General features: G+C 37.7%; 11 protein-coding genes and 1 tRNA gene. 10 read left to right on the top strand and 2 right to left on the bottom strand.

What is annotated here, in order from left to right:
- Window positions 1–194: 194 nt before the first annotated feature.
- Window positions 195–395 (bottom strand): hypothetical protein, encoded by a 201-nt coding sequence (locus tag JSS34_03100; GenBank protein MBS0185324.1) that lies wholly within the window; start codon window positions 393–395, stop codon window positions 195–197.
- 275 nt (window positions 396–670) lie between these two features.
- Here JSS34_03100 and JSS34_03095 point away from each other — a divergent pair, with 275 nt between their 5' ends.
- The 10 genes from JSS34_03095 (at window position 671) to uvrB (ending at window position 18,285) form a co-directional block, all read left to right on the top strand.
- Entirely contained in the window at window positions 671–2,443 is a 1,773-nt protein-coding gene (locus JSS34_03095) for a M3 family oligoendopeptidase (GenBank protein ID MBS0185323.1), read from the top strand.
- Complete coding sequence (locus JSS34_03090) at window positions 2,433–3,758, top strand: AarF/ABC1/UbiB kinase family protein (GenBank protein ID MBS0185322.1); 1,326 nt, start codon at window positions 2,433–2,435, stop codon at window positions 3,756–3,758. The genes JSS34_03095 and JSS34_03090 overlap by 11 nt, the downstream gene beginning before the upstream one ends.
- Window positions 3,759–3,857: 99 nt before the next feature.
- Complete coding sequence (locus JSS34_03085; protein ID MBS0185321.1) at window positions 3,858–6,389, top strand: phage tail tape measure protein; 2,532 nt, start codon at window positions 3,858–3,860, stop codon at window positions 6,387–6,389.
- A 109-nt stretch (window positions 6,390–6,498) separates the two neighbouring features.
- Complete coding sequence (locus tag JSS34_03080; GenBank protein ID MBS0185320.1) at window positions 6,499–8,922, top strand: hypothetical protein; 2,424 nt, start codon at window positions 6,499–6,501, stop codon at window positions 8,920–8,922.
- Between the two features lie 365 nt (window positions 8,923–9,287).
- Window positions 9,288–10,919, top strand: a complete 1,632-nt coding sequence (locus JSS34_03075) for a hypothetical protein (protein ID MBS0185319.1) — start codon at window positions 9,288–9,290, stop codon at window positions 10,917–10,919.
- Window positions 10,920–11,172: 253 nt separating this feature from the next.
- Window positions 11,173–11,247: transfer RNA gene (locus tag JSS34_03070), tRNA-Val, on the top strand.
- Between the two features lie 72 nt (window positions 11,248–11,319).
- Window positions 11,320–11,487: a 50S ribosomal protein L33 gene (rpmG, locus tag JSS34_03065; GenBank protein MBS0185318.1), complete on the top strand. Its 168-nt coding sequence runs from the start codon at window positions 11,320–11,322 to the stop codon at window positions 11,485–11,487.
- Window positions 11,488–11,746: 259 nt separating this feature from the next.
- On the top strand, window positions 11,747–13,483 hold the full coding sequence (locus JSS34_03060; protein ID MBS0185317.1) for a L,D-transpeptidase family protein: 1,737 nt from the start codon (window positions 11,747–11,749) through the stop codon (window positions 13,481–13,483).
- 112 nt (window positions 13,484–13,595) lie between these two features.
- Window positions 13,596–16,325, top strand: coding sequence for a preprotein translocase subunit SecA (gene secA, locus JSS34_03055; protein ID MBS0185316.1), 2,730 nt, complete (start codon window positions 13,596–13,598; stop codon window positions 16,323–16,325).
- Window positions 16,312–18,285 (top strand): excinuclease ABC subunit UvrB, encoded by a 1,974-nt coding sequence (uvrB, locus tag JSS34_03050; protein MBS0185315.1) that lies wholly within the window; start codon window positions 16,312–16,314, stop codon window positions 18,283–18,285. Before secA ends, uvrB begins: the two co-directional genes overlap by 14 nt.
- Window positions 18,286–18,664: 379 nt before the next feature.
- Here the strand turns inward: uvrB and JSS34_03045 are convergent.
- Window positions 18,665–19,614 (bottom strand): branched-chain amino acid transport system II carrier protein (locus tag JSS34_03045; GenBank protein ID MBS0185314.1); only part of this gene is annotated, 950 nt, incomplete at its 5' end.

Below are 19,614 nucleotides of genomic sequence, written 5' to 3'. Positions count from 1 at the left end.
CTTTTATCAAGTTGCTAAGTCTACGCAATTCATCCCATTAGATTTGTCTAAAAGACTTCATAACACCGGATGTTAAAGCAGCACGGATTAGGATTTCAGGCAATAACACAACGTTTTTAAAATTAAAAACCTTAATTTGTTGTCTTAGACCAAATGGAGAACTTTGATTTACCTCCAGGCCTCCTTGTTGTTATTTATTTATCCTTAGTGTCCCATCCCACTAGTGCTTCTATTAGGTTTTCTTCATAGCCCTGAACTTCTTTGTGGTCTTCTTCTTTTTCACTAGCTCGTTGCTGAATCTCTTGTATTGCATAGGTGTTTTGTATTACGAAGGCGGAGAAAGGAAAGATGATACTTCCGACGAATGTTATAAGAATAATATTAGACTTTTTCATTTGTTTTCTCCTTGTTATTATTTTTTTATTTATTTTATAGTAGCCTCCTTTATGAGTAAAAAAGTCTATTGTTCAGCTGTTTTATATGGAAGAGAAAATCAAAAAGAGCAGTATTTTCGAAAAGGTATGGTTTTTACTTTATTAATAAGATTTTTTAAAAGGAAACATTGATTTTAAAGAGGGAATATTTCATAGTTTGGGAACGTAATTTTTTTTATAATTACTTTCCCTTAGAAAGACAGGAAAAAAAATTTAAAAGATGGAGATTATTTAGAATGGCTGTTGATTTACCGCGTTGGAATCTTTCTGATTTATATAAAGGGGTGGATGATCCTGTTCTTGAGAAAGAATTTTTGGAAATTGACGCAGATATTCAAACGTTTAAAGCAACGTATTCAGGAAAGGTTGCCTCTCTTTCACAAGAAAAGTTTTTAAAAGCGATTACTCTTTTCGAAAAGATTCAAGAAAAGCTTGGAAAAATACAGGCTTTTGCCTACCTTCTTTTTTCAACCCATACGCAAGATGAAGCGGTTATTGGTTTTTTTCAGAGTGTTGAAGAGCGTGTGACAACACTCTCAGCAGATCTTTTATTTTTTACACTCGAAATCAATCGATTGGATGAAGAGACGCTTCAAGGTAAGTTTAGAAATTGTAACTTCCCTTATTTACCTTGGATTCAAGCCATCCGTCTTTTTAAAGACCATGCCTTATCGGATGAGCTTGAGAAAGTTTTTCTTGAGCTTTCAATTCCGGCTTCTCAAGCATGGGTACGCCTTTTTGATGAAACGTTGGGCTCTCTTAAGATTGCTTTTGAAGGGAAGGCATTGAATTTATCGGATGCGCTCAATTTATTTTCGTCACCAAATTCACAAACACGTAAACTCATTGCAAAGTCTTTAAGTCAAGCCTTGGAAGAAAAAGGGTCCCTTTTCGCGCTTATATATAATACGCTTATGAAAGAAAAAGGGATTGAAGATAAATGGCGGCGCTATCCAAATCCTCAAATGAGCAGGCATTTGAACAATCAAATTGAAGAAGAAAGTGTTGAAGCCCTCTCAAAAGCCGTTATAAAAGCATATCCAAAACTTTCCCATCGATATTATGCGCTTAAAGCCAAGGTTCTTGGACTCGAAAAGCTTGAGTATTGGGATCGCAATGCCCCTCTTTTTTATGGTGCAGAAGAAAATGAGTACAGCTGGAAGGAAGCGAAAGATCTTGTTTTGGAAGCTTATCAGGATTTTTCTCCTCAAATGGCTGAGATTGGAAATTCTTTTTTTGAGAACGGTTGGATTGACGCAGCCCTTTATCCTGGAAAAGACAGTGGTGCTTATTCTCATCCTACGGTTCCAAAAGTTCATCCTTATATTTTGATGAATTTTTATGGGAAAGGACGGGATGTTATGACGCTAGCCCACGAGCTTGGGCATGGCATTCATCAAATTCTTGCACATTCAAAAGGATATTTTTTAAGTGATACGCCGTTAACGGTTGCTGAAACAGCAAGTGTCTTTGGCGAGATGCTGACGTTTCAAAAGATGTTAAAACGTCTTAAAGATCCTCTTCAAAAGAAATATCTTCTGTCTCAAAAAATTGAAGATATGTTGAATACGGTTGTGAGACAAATTGCATTTTATACCTTTGAAAAGCGCGTTCATGCAGTGCGTCAAGAGAAAGAACTGAGTCTTTCTGATTTTGGACAAATTTGGATGACAACCCAGAAAGAAGCCTTGGGGCCTGCTTTTAACCTTGATGAAAGCTATCATATTTATTGGACCTATATTTCTCATTTCATTCATAGTCCTTTTTATGTTTATGCCTATGCTGTTGGGGATTGTTTGGTGAATTCTCTTTATCGGCTTTATGAGAAAAATACGGAAGGATTTTCTGAGAAATATCTTGATCTGTTAAAAGCAGGCGGAAGTAAGCCCTATGATGAGCTTTTAAAACCCTTTAATCTCAATCCAAAGGATCCTGATTTTTGGAGTTTAGGGCTTTCTTATATTGAAGAGCTCATCAAAGCTCTTGAGGATCTTGTAAATGGAGAATGAGAATTCTTCTTTGGTGCAGCGCTTTAAACGCTATGGACATATTTCTTTAAGTGGCGCCTCTCTTTTTCCAACGTTTCTTTTAAAAACAATGGGCGTCAACATTGATTCTCAGCATCATGCGGAACAAATAACGGCGATTCTTGGAAACCTCAAGGGCCCGCTTATGAAAATCGCTCAAATTCTTGGAACCGTTCCTGAAATCCTTCCAGAAGAATACGCCGAAAAGCTCAGGCAACTTCAATCTGAAGCGCCTTCCATGGGATGGCCCTTTGTCAAAAGAAGAATGACAAGTGAACTTGGACCTTTATGGGAGACTCATTTTCAGTATTTTGAAAAACAGGCGCGATTTGCAGCATCTTTGGGACAAGTTCACTATGCGCGTGATCAAAGAGGACGGCCGCTTGCTTTAAAGCTTCAATATCCAAACATGAAAGGGGTTATTGAGGCTGATCTTGCCCAATTTAAAGTTATTTTTTCTCTTTATAGCCGATTTTCCAAAGGTCTTGAAACAGGAGAAATTTATGAAGAAATTAAAGAACACCTTTTAGAGGAGCTTAATTATAAAAAAGAAGCTTTTCATATGCATATTTTTCGGAAAAGCTTAAAGGATTTTAAAGATGTTCGAATCCCAGATGTTATTCCCGAACTTAGCACCACAAGGCTTTTAGCCTTATCTTGGGAAGAGGGGAAGCCCCTTTTAGAATTTAAAGATGCCTCTCAAAATCTTAAAAATAAATTGGCAAAAAATTTATTTGAAGCTTGGTATGTTCCTTTTTATCACGATGGATTCCTCCATGGCGACCCCCATCCAGGAAATTACCGAGGTCAAGATGATGGAACCATCATCCTTTTTGATTTTGGGTGTGTGCGTCGTTTTCATCCAAATTTTATTCAAGGCGTTCTTGATCTTTATCGTGCTCTTTTAATAAATGATGAAGAATTGATGATTTTTGCATATGAAAGGTGGGGATTTAAAAATCTCCAAAAGCCTGTTATTGAGGCATTAACGCTTTGGGCACGTTTTTTATATGGTCCGCTTCTTCAAGACCGGGTCATGTCTCTTCAAGAGGCAAGTTCGCCTCAAGCAGGAAAAGAAATTGCAGGTATTGTCCATAAAGCTCTTCGAGAGGCTGGGGGGGTTGCACCGCCCCGTGAATTTGTTTTTATGGATAGAGCTGCTGTTGGACTTGGATCTCTTTTTATGAGACTCTCAGCTCAGCTCAATTGGCATCAGATGTTTGAACAGATCATTGCAGGATTTGATGTTCAACATGTTGAAAATAAACAAATTAAAAATTTGGAAATAAAAATTTAGACAAGGACTTGTTTTTTAAGGAAGTTATACTTATGTTTTAAGGAGAATTAGAGCGAGAATCTAATCATCTTAAATCTTATATTTTAAAGGGTCATTTCTATGCGTCAATTTTTTTCAAGTGTTTCAACCTTGGCTCTTCTTTTGTGTTTGACGACTCAGCCTATTTTTTCAATGGAAAATGAAGAGGGAGAATCTCAAGATAAAACAGCTTCACTGCGCACTGTGAGTCCTTCAAGAGAGGGAGATTCTGCGGATGTTGGATATGTTCTATATACCATCGTCAGAGGGAATGGTCAAACCCATGTGGCTCTTCCTAAAGAATTAGAATTACATCATCATTATAAATTTCCAACGTATAGTGCAGAGGCTTATTTTGACCTTATGGATAAAAAGCTTCCACAACTTTTAAACATTAATAAGCTTAGAGGTCAACTTCCAAAAGATAGAATTCTGAACCTTTGTGAGGAGTTTTTAAAGAATGTCGGATTGCCTTTTACTCTTTTTATAGAGGATACGGCGACATTTTTAGTAATAATGTCGCAAGGCACGGAAGAGGGGATAGGCCTTTCTGCTCCATTGGAAGTTAAGGATAAACGTCCCCACACGCGTGAAAGAAATCTTATAAAAAAAGAAAAAGAAAAGACGGCAGCTGCTTTTGTTGCATCCGGTGCTCCTATACTTACACCCCCTTCGCCTCTAAAAGGCATTTCAGTTGCAGATTTAATTCGTATTTCGGAAAAGGTGTGTAATACAAGAGTTTCTTTATTAAAAACACGCGAAAGTCTACGAAGTGGATCGGAACAAACAGAAGCATGTTTAACGGAGTGTGTGGATGTCTATAAAAGATTTCTTGTTTATCTTAATAACTTTAGAGGTAAAGTAAGACTTCCTCAAAATCATATCCTCTTTTTAAGAACACATTTTGATGCTTATTGCGCGCTTACACCTCTTTTTGAAAGTTTAAAGGAGGTGTATTTACTCCATAATGAAAACGAAAAGTATATTGAAACGGTCGGCATACAAGGTGAGTATCTGTCACTTCATTTGACGGTAACGCAGGAACTTCTAAAGATCTTTCCTGAAAATCCAGTTATTATTGGGTCAAGAAGAACACTGTTAGATGGACTTTATACTTTAGCCATTGTTGAGTATGGGAATTATTTGGCAGTTGATCCTGTAAAAGCAGCATGTTCTTATGGAAAAGCTGAAAAATATAATGATCAGCTTAAAGAAGCTGGAGAACAAGCGCTTTATGCTAAAAACAGAGCGCAGCTTCATGAATTAAAAGTTAAAAAAGCTTCTGTCGTACAGAGGGGCTCTGCTCGAACACAAGAAGCCAAACGTTTACTTGATGCTTTAAAAAAATTTGAAGAAAACAAATCTCAAGATGTCATTTTTTCTGATCATCGAGAATTCATGGCCTTTTTAAGGAAATCTATGCACGAAACTGCTCGATTGTCATCTCAAGAAATGAGCAATGTTCAAAGACAAATTATTGCTCTCGAAAATAAGATTCTCGATAGGAGAGGAAACTCCTTTTTATCTCTCCCAGACGTGAAGGCATTTTATCGACAATACAAAAAAGATCTTTTGGGACGAACAGATGAACTTATGGACATGACAAATTTGTTGGTTGGTTTTTTTACTGCCTCCGGTCAATTTGAACAAGGAATAAATCATATAGATGCCTTGAAGGAAGCTTATGAAGGTGTTGACTTGGGTGGTTTTTCCAAAGAGATGGATATAAAACGATCTGTTCTAAGAGCCTTGCAAGGATTTCCTGAAGACTTTTTAAAGATATGGGAGTCTGCAATTGAAGGAACGGAGCAATTGAGAAAAGAGCGTTTGGAAAGGAAAAAACAAAGAGAAGAAAAAAGAATGGCCATTATTAAGGAAGCTGTGCGCACTGCTCAGGCAGCTAATTCTTTAAGTTATCGCTCTCAGGTCACTTCTGAAAAAACACCAGAGTCTTCTGAAAAGACACCAGAAATCTTGAGCACTCTTGCCACTTCTGCTCAGCTTTCGGGGTTCTCAGGTTCAGTATTTGATACAGAGAGCCCCAAAGAGACGAAAGAAGAGAGAGAAAAAAGACATCGGCTGAGTTTAGAAAGAAAGGAACAAGAAAAGAAACGGATTGAAGCTCAGCAACGTCAACAAAAAGAACCTGTGGTTTATCAAAGAGCAGCAGCTGCTGCCGCAGCGGATGAAGATTTTTCTATTGAGCAAGAAAAAGAAGGTTACATTCCCTTTGATCTTGATATTCAAGAAGGTTTGACCACCCTTCAAAGACGTCTTGAACATGAAATGGAAACAAATTCTTGGAATTTTACACGGGATGAATTGCGGGCTTATTATGAAAGTTTTGGATGTAAAATAAGCCAAAGAGGCTCTCATGTTAAAGCGGCTCTTCCAACATTTGAAATGATTGAACTTCCCGATGGTACGCCCCTTGTTATTAACTTTAATTTTGAAGAATTTGAACTTCAAGGGGGCTCGTTTACATTTGCAAAATGGCGCCACACTGTTCCCCAGTATTTGCGGTCTCAAATTCTTGAAGCCCGAAGACGTATTCAGGCTTTTAAACGCGTTGTGAATGATGAAGTTCGCCGTGTAATGGAGAATAAAAATTAAGAGAAGGAGCATGCTTAACGCTCCATTTTAATTTTTTAAGGGTCGTATTTTTCAGTTTGAAGAAAAGGTTTTCCACGCAATATTTAAATTTTAGAAAATGAGATGTATTATGAAAAAATTTTACTTAAAAGCCTCAGGTATAGCGCTTCTTTTGTGTTTGGGCGCTCAGAACAGCTTTTCAATGGAAGAAAAGGAGCCAGATGCTTCAGCTCTTCCACAAAGGGCTCTAAATACCTATCAATATGATACTTTTGAAAATGGATATTCTGACCTTTTAGAGAAAAGGTTTCCAACACTTGTAAAAGCCGCTACCACATCCAAAGCAAGACTTTTGAATAAAGAAATGACACTTGGCTCATTTGTAACCTTTATTAAAGGGTGCTTGGCTAAGTTAGAAGCCCCTTTAAAGATGTCTTTTAAAAATGGGACTGAATTTGTTTTATTTGAAGCTCCTTTTTTAACAGACGGAGACTTAACACTTGGATCTCTCGTCGATGAAAGAAATGTTCCGATAACACGGCAAGAAAAAGAGTTTCAAGAGAGCAAAAATGCTGCAATTAAAAGATATCACCTTGGTGACCGCAGGATGGAGAGCATTGAAGGAATTGATGTCCAGTGCATTCTAGAACTTGCAGAAGGAATATGTAACACGCGTGTTAATCTCTTAACTCTCATGAGAGATGTCACGACAGATATACACGAAAAAGAAAGACTTTATATTGCTTCTATCCATACATATAATGTCTTTTATAATTATTTGGAGTCTCTCGAGAGAAGAGTAGGAAGCGGCGCGTCTTTTTTTCAGATATTACAGAAAAAGATTAATATTGTAGATTTAATGAACCCCCACACCCATGGACTTCAATTATTTTATAATGCTCAAAAAAGAATGCAAGATTTTGAAAAAAGCTCCAAAATCTTACGAATATATACGGAAAGGCTCTTAAAGAACAAAACAGTTATGTATTTAACTCTTAGGGAGGATGAAAGCCACGCGGAATTCAGAGAAGGATTTAAAACAACTATTATTGAGGGTTGGTGTGAATTAGTAGAAACTTGTCTTTCAGAAGCTTCAAATGCGTCTTTTAGAAAGGATTCTGCAGCCGTAAAAGGTGTGTTAGAGCAAGCAGAAAAATATACTCGAAAAATAATAGAATTAGATTCTTCCTCTCCCATTGCGAGGAAAAAATCTCAACAGATCGGAGGTTTAAAAGAAAAAATAGCCAAAGAAGAGCGTGCTTCACTTTTACATGTGCCTAAACACTATAAAGGAAATCCTTTGGAAGCGGAAATTTTAAAAGATACAATTTATCCAAAGCATCAAGCCCTTATTGTTAAGTTAACAGATGTTTTACAGGATAAGGAGAGGACTTTTAATCTAGAAATTTATGAGAATCTTTCAAGAGAGATAAACCAGTTTGAAAGAGACGTCCTTGGAAGAGAAGGCCAAGAGTTCTTATCTTTAGAGCAGGTTCATCAGTTTTATGAAAAGTATAAAGTTGAGCTTCAAGAAAATGCAAGTCAGCTTCTTTATGCAAGTCAAGTATTTGTAAGAACCTTTATGGCCGCAAACCAATTTAACAGTGCTCTTGCCCATATCAGTGCTTTTAAATCTACTTATCAAGGTATCGACAAAGAGAAGTTTTTTGCAGAATTCAATAGGCATCAGGCTATTATAAAAGCTTTACAAGGAGACCCAAGGGAAATCCTTGAGATAGAATTTGCGCGTCTCTCTTTACAAGATCAAAGAGCAAAAGAAAAAGCTGAAGATAAGAAAAAAGCCCAAGAAGCGATAGTCAGAGCGGCGAAGGCATCTATGGAGAAATCAGCAAAAGAACAAGAAGAGAAAAAGCAAAAAGAGGCGGATGATGTTAAAAAAGAAGCCCGGCAAACGCGGGCCCCATCTTCCCCTCCAAGAGCAGCATCTGACGTTGCTTCTTCTTTCACGGAACCTGCGCTTTCTGCAGAAGCTGAAAAGAAACTAAAATTAGGAAGGCATGAAGCAAGAATGTCTGCGCAAAAAGCAGAATCTCAAGCTGCAGAAGTGGCCTCTTTCAGAGAAATGCCTGCAGCTGGGGCTGCAATGGAACATGAGGAAGGATTAAATGAGATTGATCCAGAAAGGGCAACCTATTTTCTTTTTGATGCTGATGTTCAAGAGAATCTTACAACCCTTCAAAGACGTCTCGAGCGTGAAATGGAAACAAATTCTTGGAATTTTACACGTGAAGAATTGCAAGCTTATTATGAAGGTTTTGGCTGTAAAATAAGACAAAGGGGTTCTCATGTTACAGCAGCTCTTCCTAAATTTGAAGTTGTTGAACTTCCCAATGGAGAGCCTCTTGTTGTTAACTTTAATTTTGAAGAATTTAATCTTGAAGGCGGATCTTTTGTTTTTGCAAAATGGACGCATACTGTTCCTCAATACTTGCGACTTCAGATTTTTGAAGCCCGCAGACGGATTCAGGCTTTTAAATGTGTTGTTAATGAAGAAGTGCGTCGGACGCTTTCAGGTGCAAAAAAAGATCAATGAGACCAAGTTTTACAATTGTGAGATAAGGTTGTCTATGTAAAGAAAGATCGGCTGATTTTACGGAGAGAGCCTAATGTTTCCAAGAAGGGATAAATCTGTTTCTTCCGTCCCTATGTTTTGCGGTTATAAATTTTAACCGCACGTGAGAAACTTAGACAACTCACGTGCTGTTAAACATAAAAAAACATGCGATAACTCAAAAAAAGATTAATTTTCATCTTTTTCAATTTTACGAGATGACGGAAAAAATATTTTATTCTTTAAGAGGATGATTTTTTGTGATAAAAAATTTTGATTACTCATAGCATTCATGTGCTTTGTTTTATTTAGATAATTGAATTTTATTAAAACAAGGAGATTTTTTTATGACCTTATTTAAAAAAGTGACAGCAGGTCTTGTTTTGTTTTCTCTCTGCCAACAAGCATCTGCAATGATTTATCCTTATAATCCTCTTCCGGAAGAGAAGTGCCCCATACAGACCGTCAAATTTAGTTTTCATGCTGTTGCAAATATTGTTGCACCTGAAGAATCTTCGATGCCTGGTACTAATATTATAGATATAGGAACCATAGAACAAAGAGAAGTAGAAGTTAAATTTTCTCCTGGAAGGGCTCTGCCAATTGTAAGATTTGATACAGGATTCCCACAAGCTATTGTATCCGCTTTTCCTTTAACCCTAAAGGGAAACGGTATCTTTGTCTCACCGGAGAGTTGCATATTAACGGAAGAGGCTACTATCGAGCAGGCTGGTTTAAAAAAAATTATTGGGGAACGGACGCTTACCCCGCTTCAAACACCTGAACAGTTTTTTGCATCTTTGAAACGCGCGATCCAAAAAAATCAAGCAGAAGGATTTTTAGCAATATGTCGTCATAATCCAAACCTCATGTCTGTTTCCGAAGCAATATTACAAGCGCGTGTAACAGAAAATATTAACTATTCAAATATTCATAATTTGATGGGTATTTTTGTGGATGCTGGAATGGGTAAATTTCTAAAAGAGGACTCTGCTAGCTTTGCTTTTACGATGAATGGGAACCAAATAACTATTGATGTAACGCAAGATTCAAAAACTCTTCAAGAACGGATGGCTGGATTCTTACAGCGTACTCTTTCAGGGTCAGAATCTTTTCTTCTTTATTTAAGGTCTTTTGAAGAGGCAGAACGTCAACGCATCCTTTTAGAACAAGAACGTCAGTTTAGAGCGGAAGAGCAACGAGGACTGGTTGCAGCAAGACCATTAAATACTGAAAAATTTTGGGATATTTGTCGTCATAATCCCAGCATTATTCCTTTGCTACGAACGATCTTTGGTGCTGAACGGAATGAAGATGTTAACTTTTCAAAGTTAAATAATCTTGTACATATTTTTCATGAAGCTGGTGCTGGGATTTTTGAGAAAGACGAGCCCAAAGCTTTTACTTATCAAGTGAATCATTTTCGGTTTTCTGCAGAGGAAAAGCATGCGCCAGAAGCACTCAGAACGGAAATGGCTAATTTCTTATACCGTGTACTTCCGGACCTAACTTTAAGAAAATTAACATCTTTTGAAAAAGAAGAGGGTCGAGCAGCGGCAGTGCATCTTCGTCAACAGCATGATGAGCAGGCTCGTCAACGTGCAGAAGAAGCTCGTATTGCCCGTGCAGAGCAAGAACATCAACGTGTAGAAGAGCAGGCTCGCATTCGTGCAGAACAAGAGCGTCTACAACGTGAACAAGAGCAAGCCCGTATTCGTTCAGAGCAAGAACGTCAACGTGTAGAAGAGGAAGTTCGCATTCGCGCAGAGCAAGAACGTCAACGTATAGAAGAAGCGCGTGTTCGTGCAGAGCAAGAGCGTCTACAACGTGAACAAGAGGAGGCTCATACAGAAGTACAAGGTATAGAGGCTGGAGGAAGACAGGCTAATACGCCCCACGGCCAGCAAGGGCAGCAGCGTGGCTCAGCTTCTAGCAACTCTACTGTTCCAGGATGGAAAAACTCTTGTGATTTACTTTGAGTATAAAGTTGGGCCTCTTTCATTAGAGGCCTGACCTTTTAAATACAAAATATTTTATAAAAAAGTCTTAAGAGAAAATTTAATTTGAACCCTTTTTTTTCATGTAGATGGAAGTTTTTGGAGTGATATTTTCAAAATCAAACTTTTTTAAAGGAAAAGATGTTCTTTTTGCTTGCCATTTTTAAAAGGAATGCCTAAAAGTATCTATGCTTTTAAGCAAAAGGTTGCATTAAAATGCGGCTTTAACCTAAAAGGGCGATTAGCTCAGCGGTAGAGCGTCTCGTTTACACCGAGAGGGTCGGCGGTTCAATCCCGTCATCGCCCACCATTTTTTGAGAAAAAAAATATTTCTTCTAAAAATGGTTTTTGTTTAAACATTTGTTAATTGATTGAGTAAAAAATGGCAAAATCAAATACAATTCTTATTAAGTTAGAAAGCACAGCAGATACTGGGTATTTTTACGTGATTAAAAAGAATCCTCGTAAAATTACACATAAGCTTGAATTTAATAAATACGATCCTCGTGTCCAAAAACATGTGCTTTTTAAAGAGACAAAGCTTAAATAATTTAACAGTTTTGTTTACTTTTTAAAACTTGTTTAGACTTTTTTAAGTCAGCTGACCTTAGATAAATAAAAAGTTAGTTTTAAAGCCTTTTTAGTTCAAAGGATTGAAAAATCTTTTTGTTGAAGGTATTATGGTTGGTATCAGTTTTAGAGATGCTTATTTTTGTGTTTTTGTCTTAAATTAAGAAAAAAAGATGTTCAAAAACACAAATAAAGAATAAATTCAGAGAAGAGCTTAAACAGAAAACAAGGAGAATTTTTTGCGACCTTTCTCAAAAAAATGGATTGATGTTTTACTTGGAACAGCAGTGGCCTGTTTAGGATTCTCTTTTCTTGACGGATTTTCCAAAAGGGAAGTTTTAGCTGATGTGCCGACATCCTCTCATGCAACGCCGGAAAATGCTGTTTCTACATCGGCTTCTTTAGGCGAGATACGCGAAGCTCTTCAAACTCTTTTAGAAGGGGGACAACATTATCTTGGCTTTTCAACAAATGCAGAAGTTTCTCATTCTGTCCTTTTGAATTTATACGCAAAAGTTGGATTCCAACCTTTATGGTTTACCGGGGAGCGTAAATTATCTTGTGCTTCGGATGTTATAAATAAAATTAAAAAGGCTGATGAAGAGGGCTTGGATGCTTCTGATTACGCGCCTTTTTTGAAAAAATTAGAAGAATATGTTGGCGAAAATGCGACCAAACAAGAAGCGGTCTCTCAAGAAGATCTTTTAAGGGCTGATCTTCTTTTATCTTACGTTCTTCTTCAATATATTAGTGATATACGTGGAGAAAGGTTATCTCCTAAAAAAATTGATAAAGAGCTCTATTTAGATAAGCCAAAAATAGATGAACCTGAGGTTTTCTTAAGTCTTATTCAAAATGCTTCTTCAAACACCTGTGATTGGATGGAAAAGCTTCCACCTCAAAATCCAGAATATAGTATGCTTAAAGAGGTTTTAAAGGACCTAAAAAGCAAAAAAGCACGGGGCGAAGAAGAAAAAAATCTCTCACATGGTCCAAGTCTTAAAAAAGGAGACAAGGGAAAGCGGGTTCTTGAATTGAGAGAAGTTCTTACATCCCGTGGATACCACAGTGACGGCACAGATATTTTTGATGAATCTCTTGAAAAAGCCGTTAAAGCCTATCAAAAAGATCTTGGATTAAGTGTTGATGGTGTGGTTGGCTCTGATGTTCAGGAATATCTTTCAAAAAAATTAGAAGATAGAATCAATCAAGTTATTGTAACTTTAGAGCGTTGGCGATGGATGCCTCCAGTTTTAGGTGAGAAATATCTTCTTGTAAACATACCTCAATTTGAGGTGAGGGCTTACGAAAACAATCAATGTGTTTTTGCAATGCCTATTATTGTTGGCCGTCCTTATCGAGAGACGCCCGTTTTTGATTCTGAAATTATTAATGTGATTTTTAATCCTACCTGGAATGTTCCTCGCATGATTGCGGTCCAAGATAAACTCAAAGACGTTCAAAAGAAAGGTGCAGATTATTTTATAAAAAAGAAAATCCATGTTTACAAGGATGGACGTGAAATTGATCCCCATCAAATTAATTGGTCACATGTAACGAAAGAAAATTTTAATTTTCATTTAAAGCAAGACCCTGGAGAGCTTAATGCTTTAGGGCGTATTCGATTTACGATTGTCAGTCCTTTTGATGTTTATCTTCATGGCACACCCGAACAAGAATTATTTGATAAAACAAAAAGAACATTAAGCTCAGGATGCATCCGTTTAGAAGATCCCATAAAAATGGCTGAATTTGTTTTTGGAGCAACATCGACATGGTCAGAAGATGCCATTAAAAATGCAATTAATTCAGATAAGACCGTGACAATTCCACTTCAAGTTCCTGTAAAAGTTTATATCCAATATTTTACGGTCTCAAAGGATGATCAGGGAACAATTCGATTTTTAGAAGATGTCTATGGTCAAGATAAACAAATCTTAGAAGCGCTTAAAGCGCGCAAAGCTCAAGCTCCCTAATTCTCTTAATAATAGGAGAAAGGAAGGACACACAGAAAGAAGCTCTCTTTTTGTGCGTGAGAGAAATTGCAGCATGGATTAAGCGAATAGAGAATAGGAAATTGAGGAAACGATGATTGGAAAATTAGCACGAAAATTATTTGGATCTGCAAATGAGCGCATGCTTCGAAGCTTTATGACGCGCGTTAAAGAAATCAATCAACTGGAAGCTGACGTCAAGAAACTAACAGATGATGAATTAAAAGCCCGCACAGCATGGTTTAAAGAGCGTCTTTCAAAAGGTGAAACTTTAGATGATATTTTAAATGATGCTTTTGCAACGGTGCGTGAGACAGCCTTTCGGGTTTTGGGTCAACGTCCTTTTGATGTCCAATTAATGGGAGGAATGGCCCTTCATAAAGGAATGATTTGTGAAATGCGAACAGGAGAAGGAAAAACACTTGTTGCAACACTCCCTTCATACTTGAATGCATTGACAGGAAAAGGTGTTCATGTTGTAACGGTGAACGATTACCTTGCCAAACGTGACTCCACGTGGATGGGGCAAATTCATGAATTTTTAGGTCTTACGGTTGGGTGCATTGTTCATGATTTAGATGATCAAGAACGTAAAATTGCATATGACGCAGATATTACCTATGGGACCAATCATGAAATTGGATTTGATTATCTTCGAGATAATATGAAATTTAGATTGGAAGAACGTGTTCAACGCGCTTTTAATTACGCTATTGTTGATGAAGTGGATAGCATTTTAATTGATGAAGCTCGTACCCCTCTTATTATTTCAGGGGCCTCTGAAGAATCTGTCAATGTGTATGCTGCCATTGATGCACTTATGGCTCATTTAAAACCTCAAGATTATGAAAAAGATGAAAAACAACGTTCTGTTATGTTGACAGAAGTTGGGGCTGAAAAAATTGAAAATCTTCTTGAGAAATCTGGCCTTTTAAAAGGCGGAACGCTTTATGACATTCAGAATATTTCTTTGATGCATCATGTAAATCAGGCGTTAAGGGCACATACTCTTTTTAACAAAGACGTGGATTATATTGTCAAAGAGGGAAAAGTTATCATTATTGATGAATTTACAGGAAGAATGATGGAGGGTCGTCGGTTCTCAGATGGTCTTCATCAAGCCCTTGAAGCGAAAGAACATGCTCATATTGAAGAAGAAACACAAACGCTGGCGTCCATTACCTACCAAAATCTTTTTCGAATCTACCCCAAACTCTCGGGAATGACGGGAACGGCCTTAACAGAAGCGGCTGAATTTTCTGAAATCTATGGATTAGAAGTTATTGAAATTCCAACAAATGTTCCTGTTCAACGTAAAGATTTAGACGATGAAGTGTACCGAACAGCAGAAGAAAAAAATGAGTCCATTATTAAGCTCATTGAAGAATGTCGATCACGAAAGCAACCTGTTCTTGTTGGAACGGTAAGTATTGAAAAATCAGAACATCTTTCAGATCTTTTAAAAAAGAAAAAAATTCCCCATCAAGTTTTAAATGCGCGTGTTCATGATCAGGAGGCTAAAATCGTTGCTGAAGCGGGGCGCCCAGGTGCCGTCACAATTGCAACTAATATGGCGGGCCGTGGAACAGATATACAATTGGGAGGAAACTTTTCTGTGCGTCTTGAGCAAATGATGGCAGAGAAAGGGATTGAGGTTATTACAGAAGATTTAAAAAAACAAATTACAGAAGAAATTGCAAAAGATGCTGAGATTGTGCGTCAAGCAGGCGGGCTTTTTGTAATTGGAACGGAACGGCATGAATCGCGACGTATTGATAACCAATTAAGAGGCCGGTCGGGTCGTCAAGGAGATCCAGGGGCGTCTAAATTCTTCTTATCACTTGAAGACGATCTCATGCGTATTTTTGGATCTCAGCGACTTGATACTGTTCTTCAAAAGCTTGGCCTTCAAAAGGGAGAAGCGATCATTCATCCATGGATCAATAAAGCCCTAGAAAAAGCACAACAAAAAGTAGAAGCCCGTAACTTTGATATTCGAAAACATCTTTTAAAATACGATGATGTCATGAATGATCAACGGAAAGTTATCTACAGCCAGCGTATCGAAATCATGCAATCTGAAAATCTCTCTGATTTAATTGAAGAGATGCGACTCGATGTTATTGAGGAAATTATAAAAAGAGCCATTCCAGAGCACACATATATTGAGCAATGGGATTTAAAAGGGTTGAAAGAAGATTGTAAGCTTATCTTGGGTCTTGATTTGCCGATAGAGGAATGGGCGAATGAAGAAGGGATTGCAGAAACTGAAATAAGAGAACGTCTCATATCGGCTTCAAATGCCCATATGGCAGAAAAGAAAGTTCTTTATTCTGAAGAATTCTTTAGAAATATGGAAAGAAGCATTTTATTGCGTCTCTTGGATCAAAGTTGGAAAGATCATCTTCTTGCTCTTGACCACCTTCGGGATGGAATTAATTTAAGAGCCTATGCACAGCGTGATCCTTTAAATGAATATAAACAAGAAGCCTTTTCCTTGTTTCAAAGTATGATTACCTCTCTTCGTCAAAATGTAACAGCAGCCCTATCGCATGTGGGCGAAGGTCCGAGTCTCTTTTCTTCTATGGAAAAAGCGGAATTGCCCCATGGACTTGATCCGAGAGCCCATGAATCTTCTCAAGAAGAAATTGAACGTATGATGGCTCAATTTGGACTTGATGATGGTGTTGCAGAAGGGTCTCAATCTCAAGGACCTGCCATGCTTCCGGAAATACCATCTGCTTCTCGAAAATCCTTAAGACGTAATGATCCTTGTTCATGTGGATCGGGTAAAAAGTATAAAATGTGCCATGGCAAAGTTTGATCTTGAAGCCCCTTTTGCACCAGCAGGCGATCAACCAGCAGCGATTGCTGCTTTAACACAAGGGGTAATGGATCAGAAAAAAAATCAGGTTCTTCTTGGGGTGACAGGGTCTGGTAAGACTTTTACCATGGCCCATGTCATTCAAAATTTTAAAAAACCAACGCTTATCCTCGCGCATAATAAAACACTAGCAGCGCAACTTTATGGAGAGATGAAAGATTTTTTTCCCCATAATGCAGTTGAGTATTTTGTGTCGTATTATGATTATTATCAACCTGAAGCCTATGTTCCAAGAACCAATACATATATAGAAAAAGAAGCGACCATCAATGAACAAATTGACCGTATGCGCCATTCTGCAACACGTTCGTTGTTGGAACGCAAAGATGTCATTATTGTTGCCAGTGTTTCTTGTATTTATGGAATAGGGTCCCTTGAGACTTATAGTGAATTGATTTTCTCCTTAAAAAAAGGAGAACATGTGGATATGGAGAAAATAAAGCGTCAACTTGTGGATCTTCAATATAAACGAAATGACGTTGGCTTTGGACGAGGGATGTTTCGCGTGCGCGGAGATTTTTTAGAAATATTTCCTTCCCATTATGAAGATCGCTCTTGGAAGATTTCTTTCTTTGGAAATGAGGTTGAATCTATTTTTGAAGTGGATGCCTTGACGGGAGAAAAAATTCTTGAGCTTCCGGAGATTTCGACTTATCCAAACAGTCACTATGTTACGCCGCGTCCAACTTTGAATCAAGCTATTCAGCAGATTAAACAGGATCTTCAAAAGCGTATTCTTGAATTTGAAAGCGAGAATAAACTTCTAGAAGCTCAAAGAATTCGGGAGAGAACTCTTTTTGATATCGAAATGCTCGAAACAACAGGGATGTGTGCAGGAATTGAAAACTATTCGCGTTATTTAACAGGAAGATCCCCGGGCGTTGCTCCGCCCACACTTTTTGAATACCTTCCGAAAGATGCTCTTTTAATTGTTGATGAAAGCCATGTGACGGTTCCTCAATTAGGAGCGATGTATAAAGGAGATGCCGTTCGGAAACAAACATTATCAGAATATGGCTTCCGGCTTCCCGCCTGTAAAGATAACCGACCTTTAAAATTTGAAGAATGGGAAGCAAGAAGGCCTTTAACAATCTTTGTTTCTGCAACGCCTGGCCCATGGGAACTTGAGCAAACGAGCGGAGAAATTATTGAGCAAATCATTAGGCCAACGGGACTTTTAGACCCTATTTGCACCATCAAACCCACAGAATATCAAATTGATGACCTTATTGAAGAGTCAAAGAAATGCACGAAAGCAGGCTATCGGGTTCTTGTGACGACGCTTACTAAAAAAATGGCAGAAGCCTTAACAGAATATTTAAAGGATGCAGGACTTAAAGTAAAATATCTGCATTCTGATATTGATACACTTGAGCGCATTGAGATTATTAGAGATCTGCGTCTTGGTAAATGTGATGTTCTTGTTGGCATTAACCTTCTGAGAGAAGGTCTTGATATTCCTGAATGTGGGCTTGTTGCCATTTTAGATGCGGACAAAGAGGGGTTTTTGAGATCCCGCTCATCTCTTATCCAAACGATAGGGCGTGCAGCGCGTAATGTGGATGGCAAAGTAATTCTCTATGCTGATAAAGAAACGAATGCCTTGAAGCAAGCTTTAGAAGAAACAAATCGACGGCGGGAAAAACAACAGAACTATAATAAAGAGCATCATATCACGCCAAAAAGTGTTACCAGTGAAGTTCGAAAGGGAATGGAACAGGTTCCAAAAGAATCTTCTTTCGAAAGTCATGAACATTTAACATTAAAGCAATTACGCCTTAAGATAAAGACAACGGAAAAAGAGATGCGGGAAGCGGCTTCAAACCTTGAATTTGAAGAAGCTGCCCGCCTAAGAGATCTTTTAAGGGACCTTGAAAATCGAGAACTGGAGCTTACTTGAACTTGTTCCTTAAGCTGTTGACATCCTCTCGTTCTTAAAAGAACGAGATTTCTTAAGCTCAAGCAACAAGCTGTCTTAAGGATGGTTCCTCCTTCATTGAAGCCGCCTCAGCCTTCTTAAGGATGCTGGTCTTACTGCTTCTCCACAGACTATCACGGCATGCCCTGCCGCTTTTCATTTAAGAAAGGTAATATATTTTTTTTAAACAAATTCAAGATCATGAGCTAAAAAATGAGAAAGAAGGCCACTTTTATTTTCCCATTAAAATACAAACCTTTTTCCTTGTTTTAAAATCGGTGCTCTCCTCACTCCCTAAAAGAAAAGCGTTTTCGAGCGCCTCCTGATAAAACGGATATTAACGTCCTTTTGAAGATACGATTCATAAGCTGCTCCAAATAATTGAAATTACCAATGTTATCCAAAAAGATTCTTTGACGATGTTGATTTGACGATATTTATATAAAAAGGAGGTCATCATTAGCATGATAAGAGCGGGGTACATATTTTGTAAGATAATTCCAAGAAGTGACGTGATCGAAGAAAATCCCATGAGTGAAAATAGAAAACTTATGCTGAGTGTAAGAAGCGTCGCGTATTTATAAGAAACTTTATGTCGAAAAATATCTTGAGATAAAAATTCTGAAAACAAGCGGCTTAAGGTTGCTGCAGTTGTTAAACAGGCTAAGAACATCGTAAAGGCGATAACAAATGTCGCATGTTTTCCAAGACTTATTAATGTGATTGACGCTAAATATTCTTCTGGTTTTAAGAACTTTAAGGAGTCTGCATAATAAGCGCCTAGAATAACAAAACAAGTATAAATTGCCGCAATGAGGGCACCGCCTAAAAGAGCTGAATAAAGACTTATTTTAAGCATATCCTTTGTGTTAACCATGATTTTTCTTAAATATTCGACAATTGTAATTGAAAAGAAAAAGGCCGCGAGCAAATCCATGGTTTGATATCCCTCTTTGATGCCCTGAAAAAAAGGATTTATTTGAGGAGGTGTTGTTTCTAAAGGATCAATATTTATAAAAGCAAAAAATATAATCATTAGAATGGCTCCTATTTTAAGAGGGCCTAAAAATTTTCCAATGATGGGAACAATCTTATTTTCTTGCCAAATAATACCAAGCATGATGAGTGAGAAAAAGGCGCTAAATCCAGCAAGTGACACATGAGGGTATAGGACTTTAATACCGCCATAGGCAACAAGTATACATCGCGGAACGACACCAAAGGGCCCGAGGAGTGATAAGATTAAAAAACTTACGATAACGTCAGTTGGATATAAGGAAGAAAAAGGAAGATATTGAAAAGATTGACTTT

It is taken from the genome of Pseudomonadota bacterium (genome assembly GCA_018242545.1).
Classification (GTDB): domain Bacteria; phylum Pseudomonadota; class Alphaproteobacteria; order 16-39-46; family 16-39-46; genus 16-39-46.
This window is presented reverse-complemented; position numbering and strand designations above follow the sequence as displayed.

Excerpts from the sequence above, each read along its gene's own strand:
- JSS34_03075 (MBS0185319.1), top strand. The coding sequence starts at position 9,288 with ATGACCTTATTTAAAAAAGTGACAGCAGGTCTTGTTTTGTTTTCTCTC.
- JSS34_03100 (MBS0185324.1), bottom strand. The coding sequence starts at position 395 with ATGAAAAAGTCTAATATTATTCTTATAACATTCGTCGGAAGTATCATC.
- rpmG (MBS0185318.1), top strand. The coding sequence starts at position 11,320 with ATGGCAAAATCAAATACAATTCTTATTAAGTTAGAAAGCACAGCAGAT.
- JSS34_03090 (MBS0185322.1), top strand. The coding sequence starts at position 2,433 with ATGGAGAATGAGAATTCTTCTTTGGTGCAGCGCTTTAAACGCTATGGA.
- uvrB (MBS0185315.1), top strand. The coding sequence starts at position 16,312 with ATGGCAAAGTTTGATCTTGAAGCCCCTTTTGCACCAGCAGGCGATCAA.
- secA (MBS0185316.1), top strand. The coding sequence starts at position 13,596 with ATGATTGGAAAATTAGCACGAAAATTATTTGGATCTGCAAATGAGCGC.
- JSS34_03085 (MBS0185321.1), top strand. The coding sequence starts at position 3,858 with ATGCGTCAATTTTTTTCAAGTGTTTCAACCTTGGCTCTTCTTTTGTGT.
- JSS34_03095 (MBS0185323.1), top strand. The coding sequence starts at position 671 with ATGGCTGTTGATTTACCGCGTTGGAATCTTTCTGATTTATATAAAGGG.
- JSS34_03080 (MBS0185320.1), top strand. The coding sequence starts at position 6,499 with ATGAAAAAATTTTACTTAAAAGCCTCAGGTATAGCGCTTCTTTTGTGT.